We start from the raw sequence: 13,136 nt of genomic DNA on the forward strand, positions 1-13,136 counted from the left end.
CTTAACACGTTCGCGTGAGGAAAGGTGACATATAAAAACAACACTTCGGCGAACGTAACCCTTCATCGCCCGCACATAAGCACGTCATAAAACGCCACCCGGTCCCGGGAAACCCAGCGCCTGCGCCCCTCACCCCGACCCTCTATCCAAAGGGGCGAGGGAGAAAACCCGGCGAGCGTTCCCTGCGAACCACAAAGGCTATTATGTCTTTGCAGCGACATCACTATGACTATTTTCATTAACCTGTCAGCGATGATTTTTATCCGGCCTCAAAATCGCCTTCCGGGCTGACAGCTGGCCGGGGCACGCCGGACGGAACCGGCGTGAGGTCATGTCGGTGCAGGGATGCACCGTCAGGACCGACCCGAAGCCAGATGACAGAACGGAAGGTCTGCCCCGAAGGGGGCGATTTTGCGTGCCGGGAGCCGGGATTGTTAAGGGGGCGGCGGCGAGCCCCCTTAACACGTTCGCGTGAAGGAAGGGTACATATGAAAACAACGCTCTGGCGAACGGAACCCTTCATCGCCCGCACATATGCACGTCATAAAACGCCACCCGGTCCCGGGAAACTCAACACCTGAGCATCGGCACCCCGCTTCTCAGAGGGGCGAGGGAGAAAACCCCGCGAGTGGCGCTGCGCCGCCAGCGCGAGCGTCATACCCCCAGCCGGTCCCGCAAACTGTAGTAGGCCGCGCCCATGGCGGTGAACGGGATCTGGAACGAGCGGCCGCCGGGGAAGGGGTAGTGCGGCAGGGTGGCGAAAGCGTCGAAGCGTTCGGCGTCGCCGCGCAGCGCTTCGGCGATAAGCTTGCCGGCAAGGTGGGTGCAGGTCACGCCGTGACCGCTGTCGCCCTGCATATAATAGATATTGTTCTCAAGCCTGCCGAACTGCGGCATCCGGGAGAGCGTCAGCAAGAAATTGCCCGTCCAGCGATAGTCGATTTTTACCCCTTTCAACTGCGGGAAGGTCTTCAGCAGCTTGGGCATAATCAGCCTGTCGATATCATGCGGGTCGCGTGCGCCGTAAACCACGCCGCCGCCGTAAAGCAGCCGGTTATCAGCCGTCAGGCGGTAGTAGTCGAGCAGGTAATTACAGTCTTCCACGCAGTAGTTGTTCGGCAGCAGCGAGGCGGCGACGTCGGCGTCCAGCGGCTCGGTGGTTACCACTTGGGTGCCGCACGGCATGCTGCGCCGCGCCAGCGCAGGCTCCAGTCTGCTGCCAAGGTAGGCGTTGCCCGCCACAATGACATAGCGCGCCTTCACCTGGCCTTTATCGGTTTTGACGACGGCGGGCTGACCATGCTCGATTTTCACCACTGCCGACTGCTCAAAAATGCGTCCGCCCTGCAGGCGAATCGCCTCCGCTTCGCCCAGCGCCAGGTTCAGCGGGTGAATATGGCCGCCGCTGTGGTCGAGCAGCGCGCCGCTGTAGCGGTTGCTGGCGATTTCGTCGCGCACCTTGTCCGCATCCAGCAGCTCAAGCTGGTTGTTGCCGTAACGCTCCCAGTTCGCTTTCTGCTCAATCAACCCCAGATACTGTTTACGATTGAGCGCCACGAACAGCCCGCCCTGGCGGTAGTCGCACTGGATATCGTAACGGGCGATGCGGTCGCGGATTATCTGCGCGCCCTCAAACATCATGCTGCCGAGCATTCGCGCCGTCTGCGCGCCGTAGCGCGCTTCAATCACGTCGATATCGCGGCTGTATGAATTAACGATTTGCCCGCCGTTGCGGCCGCTGGCGCCAAAGCCGATGCGCGCCGCTTCAAGCAGCACAACGTTATAACCCTGCTCGACTAAATGCAGGGCGGAGGAGAGACCGGTATAACCGCCGCCCACCACGCAAACATCGCACTCCAGCGATTCCGTCAGGGTCGGATACGGGGCATGGGCATTGGCGCTCGCGGCGTAATAGCTCTTTACGTGTTCCATGATTAAGGCTCCAGGGCAATCCAGATGGTTTTCAGTTCGGTAAATTTATCCAGCGCGTGCAGCGACTTATCACGGCCGTTGCCGCTCTGCTTGTAGCCGCCGAACGGTACGGTCATATCGCCGTCGTTATAGTTGTTGATGAAAACAGAGCCGGCTTTCAGCCTGCGGGATAGCCGGTGCGCACGGGAGAGATCCCGCGTCCAGACCGCGGCGCCGAGGCCGTAGTCGCTGTCGTTGGCCAGCCGCAACGCCTCTTCTTCACCGCTAAAGGTGGTGACGGCCAGCACCGGGCCGAAAATCTCCTCCCGGGCGATGCGCATCGTATTTTCCACGCCGGTAAAGATGGTCGGGCCGACGCAGGCGGCGCGCCCTGTGTTGCGCCCGTCAAGCCAGAGTTGAGCGCCTTGCTCAAGGCCAAGCTGGATGTAGTCGCGCACGCTTTGCGCGTGAGCGTCGTCAATCAGGGCGCCCATAACGCAGTCCGGGTCGAGCGGGTCGCCGGGGCGGAAAGCCTGCGCCTGTTCGGCGAGCAGTTGCAGAAACGCTTCGCGAATGCTCGCCTCCACCAACAGCCGCGTACCGGCGATACAGACCTGGCCCTGGTTATAGAAGATGCCCGCCGCCGCGCCCGCCGCCGCTTTTTTCAGGTCCGGGCAATCGGCGAAGATGATGTTAGCGCTCTTGCCGCCCGCTTCGAGCCAGACGCGCTTCATGTTGGAGTCGCCCGCGTCTTTTAAAAGCTGCTTCGCGGTGCGCGTGGAGCCGGTAAACGCGATGGCGTCCACATCCGGGTGTTGAGCCAGCGCGCTGCCCGCCTCGTGGCCGAAGCCCGGCACCACGTTCAGCACGCCGTCCGGCAGCCCCGCCTCTTTAGCGAGCGCCGCGATGCGCAGGGCGGTGAGGGGGGATTTCTCGGAAGGCTTAAGGATAACGCTGTTGCCGGCGGCGAGCGCCGGGCCGAGCTTCCAGCAGGCGAGCAGCAGTGGAAAATTCCATGGCACCACGGCGGCGACCACGCCCACCGGCTCGCGGACAATCAGCGCCAGCTCGCTGCCGCCCGTCGGCGCGACTTCGCCATAGACTTTATCAATCGCTTCGGCATACCAGCGAATAGCGCGCACGGCGCCGGGAATATCATCACGCAGGCTATGGCGAATCGGCTTGCCGGTATCAAGCGTCTCCAGCAGCGCCAGCTCCTCGTGATGCTGTTCCATAAGCGTCGCGAACGCGTTCAGGACGTGCTTGCGAACGGCGGGCGAGGCCTGCGACCAGTCGCCGCGCTCAAAGGCGGCCCGCGCGCTGCTCACCGCGGCGTTAATGTCTTCCGCTTTGCCGCGCGCGACCCTGGCGTTGTTTTCGCCTGTCGCCGGGTTGACTGTGGCGAAGGTTTCGCCGCCCAGGGCGTCGCTGTACTCGCCGTTAATAAACAGGCGCCCCTGAACCGTGAGCCGTTCCGCCTGCTGGCGCCAGTAAGGCAAATGATGAAACTCCATAAGCTCTCCTTTGAAATTCAACGTGTTATCGAATCGTTCCGCCGGTACGTCACGGAATTTGGTCAAAGCGGGGCCGCGGGAGATTTTTTTAAAAAATCCCGGGCCTGCTTTTTTACGTTATGTCGCCTGCGAGGAGGCGCTTCCGGCCTGCTTCGTTATCCGGAAACGCGCTTTCCGGCTATCAGAAGGTGGTGGGCGTGTGCGCGCTGATGATGCGGCAGATCCCGGCCGAGGTATTGCTGAAGCTGTGCGGTATGCCGGTGTTAATGGCATAGCTTTGTCCTGCCACCAGGCGGTACGTCTGGCCGTTAATCGCCAGCACCACCTCGCCTTCCAGCAGGGTGCCTATCTCTTCCCCCTGGTGTTTAATCCTCTCCCCGGTCGTGGTACCGGGCTGGTAAGTCTCAATAATCATCGCAAGCGTGCGATGAGGGTTACCGTTATGAATCAGCTTCATCGAGACGCCCTGGCTGCCAATCTCAATCAAATCTTCCTGATTGATAACAACCTGCGGTTCGTCCGGTTTCTCTGGTTCAGCAAAAAACTCCGACAGCGACAGCCCGTAGACCTTCAACAGCTTTTGCAGCGTACTGATGGCCGGACTGACTTTATCCTGCTCAATGGTGCTGATAGCGCTGTGCGTTAATCCCGATAGTTCAGCGACGCGGCGCTGCGACAAACCCAGTTGCTGGCGGATCTGCGCTAAACGCTTCCCCGGCGCCAGGGTGATATCGCTCATATTTTCGCTTCCTTAAGTCAGTGTCAGGCGGGCGGTCGTAATTCTGCCCGGTATCCCCGACAGGCGGTGATAAAACCCTCGAACAACAGGCGGGAGAGGGCATATTCATTACTCTTCCATTCGGGATGCCACTGAACTGCGAGCACGAAAGGGTGGTCTTCGACGCTCACGGCTTCCACCAGCCCGTCGGTTGACCTTGCCTCCACGCGCAGGCGCGGACCCAGCGTTTTCACGCCCTGGCCGTGTAATGAGTTTACCCAGAACCTGTTGCAACCCGGTACAAGGCGGGAGATTAAGCCGCCAGGCTGTACCTGAACTTCATGAGAGGGCGCATATTGTTGCGCCAAAGGCAGTTCCGGATCTTCTCTGTGTTCCAGAAGCTCCGGCTGCTCAAACAGCCGACGATATAGCGTTCCGCCAGTGGCGACAACCAATTCCTGCAGGCCCCGGCAGATGGCGAAAAGGGGGATGCGCCTTTCGAGCGCGCTTTCAATCAGCGCCATGCTCAATGTGTCTCGCCCAGGGTCGGCGTCAGGCTCATCGCCGTTTTCACCATAAAGGTGCGGCTGAACGTTGCTGGGGCTGCCGGGGAGCATAATGCCGTCCAGCTGCGGTAGAAGGGTAGTCAGGAGTTCCGGTTCCGCCAGCGCGTGCGGTAAAGGGATGGGAAGGCCGCCTGCGTGGAGCACGGCGTTCAGGTACTTTTCTTGCAGGGTTTGACTTAAATGTCCTTTTATCCTGTTCCTGCACATCACCACTCCAATGAGAGGTCTGTCAAATATATTGCCCATTTTACCCTCGCCTGATGGACTAAATTATTTACAAATAACGGTCATGCTTCGCCTGTTGTTCAATATTTTCTCAATCTAGCAACACCGTAACCAAAATTCAAACTCAATTTAACATTTGAAAAACAATTCGGTTGCATCTAAATTTTAAAAGTGGAAATTATATCGAACGGTCGCAGTCAACAGACCGGGACTCCTGGCAACAACGGCGGTGAATCATGGAAACCAATATCGTAGAAGTTGAGAATTTCATGCAGCACAATGAAGAGAGGCGAAGCAGTGCGTTTGCTCGCGAAGTAAAAGCCTATCTGGAGCGCTATCCTCTGACCGAACATATCGACGTCATGCTCACAGATTTAAACGGCTGTTTTCGCGGCAAACGCATTCCCGTATCAGGCCTGCGTAAAGTAGAAAAAGGATGCTACTTCCCGGCCTCGGTTTTCGCGATGGACATTTTAGGCAACGTGGTGGAAGAGGCTGGGTTAGGGCAGGAGCTTGGCGAACCGGATCGCCGCTGCGTGCCGGTAACCGGCACGCTGGTGCCGTCGACCACCGATCCTGAATATATAGGTCAGCTGTTGCTGACGATGCAGGATGAAGATGGTACTCCCTTTGACGTTGAGCCACGGAACGTGCTTAACCGACTCTGGCAGCAGTTGCGCCAGCGCGGGCTGTTCCCCGTGGTAGCGGTAGAGCTGGAGTTCTATTTAATTGACCGTCAGCGCGACGCTGAAGGCTATCTTCAGCCGCCCTGCGCGCCCGGTACGCAGGACCGTAATACCCAAAGCCAGGTGTACTCCGTCGACAACCTTGATCGTTTCGCCGATGTGCTGAGCGATATCGACGAACTGGCGCGCCTGCAGCAAATTCCCGCCGACGGCGCGGTGGCGGAAGCCTCGCCGGGCCAGTTTGAAATCAACCTTCATCACACCAGTAACGTGCTGCAGGCCTGCGATCACGCGCTGGCGCTCAAGCGCCTGGTGCGACAGGTGGCGGAAAAGCACGGCATGCAGGCCACCTTTATGGCCAAGCCCTACGAAGAGCACGCCGGCAGCGGCATGCACATTCATATTAGCGTGGTGAATGATAAAGGCGTCAACGTGCTGGCGGACGCCGAAGGCGAAGACTCCGGGGTATTAAAGAAGATGCTGGCAGGGATGATTGACCTGATGCCTGCCTCGATGGCGCTGCTCGCCCCCAACGTAAACTCCTACCGCCGTTTTCAGCCAGGCATGTATGTGCCGACCCAGGCCTCCTGGGGCCACAACAACCGCACCGTCGCGCTGCGCATCCCCTGTGGGGAGCGCGAAAGCCACCGCGTTGAATACCGCGTAGCCGGGGCGGACGCTAATCCTTATCTCGTTATGGCCGCGGTACTTGCGGGCGCCCTGCAGGGTCTGGATAATGACCTCCCTTTGCCGGAGGCCGTCGAGGGTAACGGTCTTGAGCAAGAGGGTGCGCCATTCCCGATTCGTCAAAGCGATGCGCTTTACGAATTCCAGGCTCATCCGGCCATGCGAGAACTTCTCGGCGGCCGCTTCTGCGACGTGTTCCACGCCTGCAAGAACGATGAGCTGATCCAGTTTGAGCGTTTAATCACAGAAACAGAAATTGAGTGGATGCTGAAAAACGCCTGATTTTCCGCTGACAATCAACCTCGCTTCCCTGCCTTTGTTGCGCAGGCCGGGAAGCTTTTACCCGTAATACCCTGTCGAGGCCGCAGTCCGACAAACAGAAATAACAGGCCGCTTCTGTGGAAGATAGCGGCGAGCGTTGCCGGGCGGAACAGGCCGGCTTTTTCCGGTGTCGCGCGAAGGAGCTAAGCGCGGCCACGGTTGACTACGACGTTCAGGATACGTTACGAGGAAAAAGAGATGGTGCATGTTTATGTCTATCCGCCGCGCACAGGCCTTCGCCTGAGCCGCAGTAAATACGGGCCGGCGAACCGCTGCGCCGCCTTCAGCGGCAAGCTCTCCCTGAGTCATTTCTCTCCCCGTTTGCCTGACGGGTTCCCCATCGCCTCTGCCGCAGAGGGAAAAGAGGGGAACCGGCATGGCGATTAACTACGATCTCAATGTCGCGACGGCGGCGGCAAAACCGCAGCTGCGCAAATCGCTCAAGCTCTGGCAGGTCGTCATGATGGGGCTCGCCTACCTGACGCCGATGACGGTATTCGATACGTTCGGCATCGTGTCGGGACTTAGCGACGGCCATGTTCCCGCCTCGTATCTGGTGGCGCTGGCGGGCGTGCTCTTTACCGCGGTCAGTTACGGCAAGCTGGTAAAGCGTTTTCCCACCGCCGGTTCCGCCTATACCTACGCCCAACAGGCTATCAACCCGCATGTGGGCTTTCTGGTGGGGTGGTCTTCGCTGCTGGATTACCTTTTCCTGCCGATGATCAACGTCCTGCTGGCGAAGCTCTATCTCTCCGCCATGTTCCCGGAAGTGCCGCAATGGATCTGGGTGGTGCTTTATGTCGGCATCATGACCCTTGCGAATCTCAAAAGCGTCAATCTGGTGGCGAACTTCAACACGCTGTTTGTGGGTGTGCAGGTGGCGATTATCGCGGTGTTTATCTTCCTCGTCGTGCACGGGCTGCATAAAGGCGAAGGCGTGGGCACGGTCTGGTCGCTTTCACCGTTCGTCAGCGAAAACGCGCAGCTTATCCCCATCATCACCGGGGCGACGATTGTCTGCTTTTCGTTCCTGGGTTTTGACGCCGTCACCACGCTTTCGGAAGAGACGCCTAACGCCGGCAAAACGATCCCGCGGGCGATTTTCCTCACCGCACTCTATGGCGGGGTTATCTTCATTGCCGCGTCGTTTTTTATTCAGCTTTTCTTCCCGACCATGAGCCGCTTTAAAGAGCCGGACGCCGCGCTGCCGGAGATTGCGCTCTATGTTGGCGGTAAGCTGTTCCAGTCTATTTTCCTCTGCTGTACGTTCGTTAATACGCTCGCGTCGGGGCTGGCTTCGCACGCCAGCGTCTCCCGCCTGCTGTATGTGATGGGGCGCGATAATGTCTTCCCGGAAAAAGTGTTCGGTTACGTGCACCCGAAATGGCGCACCCCGGCGCTGAACGTCATCCTGGTGGGCATTGTGGCGCTGACGTCGCTCTCTTTCGATCTCGTCACCGCCACGGCGCTGATTAACTTCGGCGCGCTGGTGGCTTTTACCTTCGTAAATCTTTCGGTCGTGAACCACTTCTTCCTGCGCGAAGGGCGCAACAAAACCTGGCGCGACAAGTTTCACTACCTGATCCTGCCGCTGGTAGGCGCGCTGACGGTCGCGGTGCTGTGGCTGAACCTGGAGAAAAGCTCGCTGGTGATGGGGCTTATCTGGGCGGCGCTCGGCGTGGGCTACCTGACGTGGCTGACCCGCCGTTTCCGCCAGCCGCCGCCAATGTTTAAGGGCGAACGGGTGGAGGAGCAGGAGGACGGCGCAGGCGCTGGGTCTCCCGGGTCAGCGTAGGGCCAACCGCCATGGCTTCAACCGGGGGATACGTCTGAAGCCATGGCCTGACAGTATTCCTCGCCCCTCTAAATAGAGGGGTAGGGTGAGACGCGCAGGCAGCGCCGCCCGGCAGGGGTGATTAAACGTCTCCTCGCGCTCGCTGCGTGGCGCGGGCTATGCAGGCTTTAGAAAAGGCGCGGAACAGGGTCAGGTAGTGCGGGTTATGCTGCACCTGCCACTCCGGATGAAACTGCACGCCGACAGCGAACGCGCGAGCGCTTTCCACCGATACCGCTTCAATCAATCCGTCTGGCGCTCGCGCTTCTATCCGCAAGCCTGGCGCCAGCGTTTCAATCCCCTGCGTATGCAGCGAGTTCACCTCAAACTTTGGCGGCAGGCCAAGTTCTTCCAGCACGCCGCCCGGCTCGGTATGAATGATATGTGCTGGCCCATATTGTTCCGCCAGGTCGGCGTTGGGATCTTCCCGGTGATCCGCCCATGGCCCCGCCGTATGCACCGCCTGATGCAGCGTGCCTCCCAGCGCCACGTTAAGCTCCTGAAAGCCGCGGCAGATAGCGAGCAGCGGCACGCCCGCTTCAATGGCGGCACGCAGCAGCGGCAGGGTCGTGGCGTCGCGCGCCATGTCGCTATGAGTGTTCAGCACGTGCAGCGTATGGCCGTAAAGATCGGGGTTTACGTTGCTTGGCGAGCCGGTAAACAGCAGGCCGTCGAGCCGCGCGAACCAGCTTTCCGGCGCGATAAGGTCGCCAAAAGCAGGCACGATAACCGGCAGGGCGCTGGCGCCAAACACCACCGCGCGCAGATATTTATCGCCCGCCACATGGAAATATTGACCGTTATGCTCCCAGCGGCAGGCGGTCACGCCGATTAAAGGTTGTTGCATAGCCCTCTCCTGGCGCTCCGGCGCCTGCTTTGTTACGGGTGTTCCCGCGTCTGTAATAAGTATTAATTTTAATCGGTTTTGAGAGGAGTCAAGGGGTTCGTTTGTTGGGGAGAGCAGGCGGCGCAGACGCTGCGCTTCACCGGGTGGGTTGGCATTTTCTGAGATGAATATGCGTGGGTGGTGAAGGGTTCCGTTCGCCGGAGCGTTGTTTTCATATGTACTCTTCCTTCACGCGAACGTGTTAAGGGGGCTCGCCGCCGCCCGTGGGTTTCCCCCTCGCCCCTTTGGGGAGAGAGCCGGGGGGAGGGGGGGCAGGCGCTGAGCCTTACTCCCTCAGGATATATGTTCGGGAGGTGAAGGGTTCCGTTCGCCAGAGCATTGTTTTCATATGCACCCTTCCTTTACGCGAACGTGTTAAGGGGGCTCGCCGCCGCCCCCTTAACAATCCCGGCTCCCGGCACGCAAAATCGCCCGCTGAAGCGGGAAACCTCATCTTTTCCCCGCTGGCTTCGGGTCGGGCATGACGGCACGTCCCTGTGCCGACATGCCCTCGCACCGGGTCCGACCGGTGCGCCCCGGCCACCGTGAAAAAGTTGAGGCGATTTTGAGGCCGGATTCAAACTCTCCGCTGCGGGATTTTTATTTTGGTTACAGGAGATGCTTCGCTTTAACGGCTGGGGTACGGCCGCGCCGTCATTTCCCCTCACCCCGGCCCTCTCCCCAAAGGGGCGAGGGGGAAAACCGGCGACTGGCGCGGCGCTTGCTTACCCTGCGAACCACCAAAACGTGTCCTGCCCCACAGCAACACCACCACGACTGTTTTAATCAACCTGTCAGCGATGACGTTTATCCGGCCTCAAAATCGCCTTCCGGGCGGGCGGATGGCCGGGGCTGGCCGTCGGGAACGGCCAGAGGCGGGTCGGCACAGGGATGTGCCGTCCTGCCGACCCGAAGCCAGATGACAGACCGGAAGGTCTGCCCCGCAGGGGTCGATTTTGCGAGCCGGGAGCCGGGGTTGCCAGGGGGCTGGCGGCGAAGCCCCCTGGCACGTTCGCGTGAGTGGCGATGACATATAAAGACAACGCTCTGGCGAACGGAGCCCTTCACCGCCCACGCATATTCATCTCAGAAAACGCAGCATAGCGGTTGGTGCAGCGCCAACCCGTCCTGCGAAGCCCGGCACCTGAGCCATCTGTGCCTCTCACCCCATCCCTCTCCCCGAGGGGCGAGGGAGAAAACCCGGCGACTGGCGCGGCGCTTGCTTACCCTGCGAACCACCAAAACGTGTCCTGCCCCACAGCAACACCACCACGACTGTTTTAATCAACCTGTCAGCGATGACGTTTATCCGGCCTCAAAATCGCCTTCCGGGCGGGCGGATGGCCGGGGCTGGCCGTCGGGAACGGCCAGAGGCAGGTCGGCACAGGGATGTGCCGTCCTGCCGACCCGAAGCCAGATGACAGACCGGAAGGTCTGCCCCGAAGGGGTCGATTTTGCGCGCCGGGAGCCGGGGTTGCCAGGGGGCTGGCTTTGAGCCCCCTGGCACGTTCGCGGGAAAAGAGATGACATATGAAAACAACGCTCTGGCGAACGAAACCCTTTATCGCCCGCACATATGCACGTCATACAACGCCACCCTTCACCGCCCACGCCTATTCATCTCAGAAAACGCCAACCCATCCCGGGAAACGCAGCGTCTGCGCCGCCAGGTCCCCGCCCCGTAGGGCAGCGCTACAGCGCATCCTTCTCTATCCCCAGCCGCTTCATGCGCGAAAGCAGCGTGGTGCGCTTCACCCCCAGACGCTGCGCCGCGCCTTTAGGCCCGGCGATGACGCCGTTGGTCTCCTTCAGCACCCGCACAATGCGCTGATATTCATCTTCGCCCTCCCGCATCTCGTCGGTCGCGGGCGTCAGCGTCGCTTTCTTCGGGGCGGTGAAGGCCACTTCCGGCAGCGAAAGCTGCAAGACGTTGCCGCGCGTCAGCAGCACCGCGCGCTCAATCACATTCTCCAGCTCGCGCACGTTGCCCTGCCACTCCATCTGGCTTAAGGCGTGCAGCGTTTCGGCGGGAATGCTGTCGATGCTGCGCCCGAGGCGACGGGCGATTTTAAAGGTGAAGGCTTTTACCAGCAGCGGGATATCTTCCGGGCGCTCGCGCAGCGGCGGCAGGTTGATGGGAAAAACGTTCAGGCGGTAGTAGAGGTCGCTGCGAAACTCCCGGTCGGCCACCATCTGGCGCAGGTCGCGATTAGTGGCGGCGATAAGCCGTACGTCGGTCTGAATCACTTTGTTGCTGCCGAGCCGCTCGAACTCCTGTTCCTGCAACACGCGCAGCAGCTTTGGTTGCAGCTCCAGCGGCATATCGCCCACTTCGTCAAGAAACAGGCTGCTCTTGTCCGCCAGCTCAAAACGGCCGATACGCTGGGCGCTGGCGCCGGTAAATGCGCCGCGCTCATGGCCGAAAAGGTCGCTCTCCAGCAGGCCCGAGGGCATGGCGGCGCAGTTGAGTTTCACCATCCGCCGCCCGTTGCGCTCGCTGAGGTTGTGAATAGCGCGGGCGATAAGCTCTTTGCCGGTGCCGGTTTCGCCGAGGATAAGCACCGTGCTGTCGCTTTTCGCCACCATTTCCACCTGCTTCATCACCGCGGTCATCGCGTCAGAGCGGCCAATAATCTCGCCGAAATCCGCCGGTACGTTGTTTATCTGCTCGGTCAGCGCCAGGTTTTCATCCACCAGCCGCTCTTTTAGCCGGTGGATCTCCTGGTAGGCGAGCGCGTTATCGACCGCGATGGCGATGCGCTCGGCAATCTGGCGCAGCAGCTTCAGGTTGGCGGCGGTGAAAATATGCTCCTCACACTGGGCAAGCTTCAGCACGCCGAGCATTTTATCGCCAAACATCAGCGGCAGCAGGCAGAGCGTCTGGATCTGGTTGCCCCACATTTCAAACAGCATGCGTTCATAAGGGGCGAGTTCGTCGCGCTGGTGCAGGTTAACCAGCAGCATTTCGCGGCTCTTCAGCACCCGTTCTGAAAGGGTGCCTTTTGCGGTAACTTCGCTCTGGTCGTGCAGCGGCGCGGCTTCGTCAACGTAGTGGGTGGACCAGATGGTGAGCTTGCCCTTGCGGGGCGAGGGCAGCACCACGCTGACCGAGTCGATGTTGAAGTAGTAATGAATCTCGCGCGAGATCTCGGTGACAAGCTCATCGAGATGCAGCTTTGACAGCACGGCGTTGGTAATCGCCACCAGAATGCGAAAGTCGTCGCGCTCCCGGCACAGCAGCTGGTAATTCTGATTATCGCCCACGCGCGTCTGGATCTGCTCTGCCGCCACGCTGACGATTTGCGTCAGGGTTTGCAGCCGGGAGTACTCGTTTTCGCTCCACGGCGTGTTGGCGTTGCGAATAAACTCGCAGCCGCCAAAAATGTGCCCCTCGGCGGCAAGCGGCGCCAGGCAGTAGTGGCCGAAGGGCGGGTAGAGGGCCAGCGCCGCGAGTGGCGGCCAGGTCTCGGCGAACTCTTGATAGTCGCAATGCAGCACCTCCGGGCGGGAGAGCACCCGGCGAACCGGACCGTGGGAAAGCACGGTTTCATCTTCGTACTGCACCGCTTTGCCGAGGTTATCGACGCTGTAAAAACAGACCCGCTGATGCTTAGGGTGGTAAAGCAGGATATTAACCCGATCCGCCATGCCAGAACTTTTCACCAGCGTTTTCAGCGCTTCCGCCAGCGCGCAGAGATCCGGCTGTTGCAATAACGTGCGGGTGATATCGAACAGCCCCTGCTGGCCGAGATCGCTCATGGGAGTGTATGACATTAGACTCATCCGGA

The 13,136-nt window shown here is 60.0% G+C and carries 9 protein-coding genes; 3 read left to right on the forward strand and 6 right to left on the reverse strand.

The features are described from left to right. Positions 1-654 precede the first annotated feature (654 nt). The 4 genes from IEX01_RS04975 to puuD form a co-directional block, all read right to left on the reverse strand. Complete coding sequence (locus tag IEX01_RS04975; RefSeq protein ID WP_188723732.1) at positions 655-1,935, reverse strand: NAD(P)/FAD-dependent oxidoreductase; 1,281 nt, start codon at positions 1,933-1,935, stop codon at positions 655-657. Further along, positions 1,935-3,425, reverse strand: a complete 1,491-nt coding sequence (gene puuC, locus IEX01_RS04980; RefSeq protein WP_188723351.1) for an aldehyde dehydrogenase PuuC — start codon at positions 3,423-3,425, stop codon at positions 1,935-1,937. The genes IEX01_RS04975 and puuC overlap by 1 nt, the downstream gene beginning before the upstream one ends. A 181-nt stretch (positions 3,426-3,606) precedes the next feature. Further along, complete coding sequence (gene puuR / locus IEX01_RS04985; RefSeq protein WP_024559145.1) at positions 3,607-4,164, reverse strand: HTH-type transcriptional regulator PuuR; 558 nt, start codon at positions 4,162-4,164, stop codon at positions 3,607-3,609. Positions 4,165-4,187: 23 nt separating this feature from the next. Then, positions 4,188-4,955: a gamma-glutamyl-gamma-aminobutyrate hydrolase gene (gene puuD / locus IEX01_RS04990; protein ID WP_024561369.1), complete on the reverse strand. Its 768-nt coding sequence runs from the start codon at positions 4,953-4,955 to the stop codon at positions 4,188-4,190. Between the two features lie 215 nt (positions 4,956-5,170). Here puuD and IEX01_RS04995 point away from each other — a divergent pair, with 215 nt between their 5' ends. From IEX01_RS04995 to IEX01_RS05005, 3 genes are all read left to right on the forward strand, one after another. Next, a complete protein-coding gene (locus IEX01_RS04995; protein ID WP_188723352.1) occupies positions 5,171-6,589 on the forward strand; it encodes a glutamine synthetase family protein in 1,419 nt (472 codons plus the stop codon). A 237-nt stretch (positions 6,590-6,826) separates the two neighbouring features. Continuing rightward, on the forward strand, positions 6,827-7,015 hold the full coding sequence (locus IEX01_RS21505) for a hypothetical protein (RefSeq protein ID WP_024559142.1): 189 nt from the start codon (positions 6,827-6,829) through the stop codon (positions 7,013-7,015). Next, positions 7,005-8,423 (forward strand): APC family permease, encoded by a 1,419-nt coding sequence (locus IEX01_RS05005; RefSeq protein WP_188723353.1) that lies wholly within the window; start codon positions 7,005-7,007, stop codon positions 8,421-8,423. Before IEX01_RS21505 ends, IEX01_RS05005 begins: the two co-directional genes overlap by 11 nt. Positions 8,424-8,544: 121 nt before the next feature. On the opposite strand, the gene IEX01_RS05010 is transcribed toward IEX01_RS05005, so the two are convergent. Both IEX01_RS05010 and flhA read right to left on the reverse strand, forming a co-directional pair. Continuing rightward, on the reverse strand, positions 8,545-9,309 hold the full coding sequence (locus tag IEX01_RS05010; RefSeq protein ID WP_188723354.1) for a gamma-glutamyl-gamma-aminobutyrate hydrolase family protein: 765 nt from the start codon (positions 9,307-9,309) through the stop codon (positions 8,545-8,547). Positions 9,310-11,040: 1,731 nt separating this feature from the next. Next, complete coding sequence (flhA, locus tag IEX01_RS05015) at positions 11,041-13,122, reverse strand: formate hydrogenlyase transcriptional activator FlhA (protein ID WP_188723355.1); 2,082 nt, start codon at positions 13,120-13,122, stop codon at positions 11,041-11,043. Positions 13,123-13,136 lie beyond the last annotated feature (14 nt).

It is taken from the genome of Franconibacter daqui (assembly GCF_014644275.1).
Taxonomy (GTDB): domain Bacteria; phylum Pseudomonadota; class Gammaproteobacteria; order Enterobacterales; family Enterobacteriaceae; genus Franconibacter; species Franconibacter pulveris.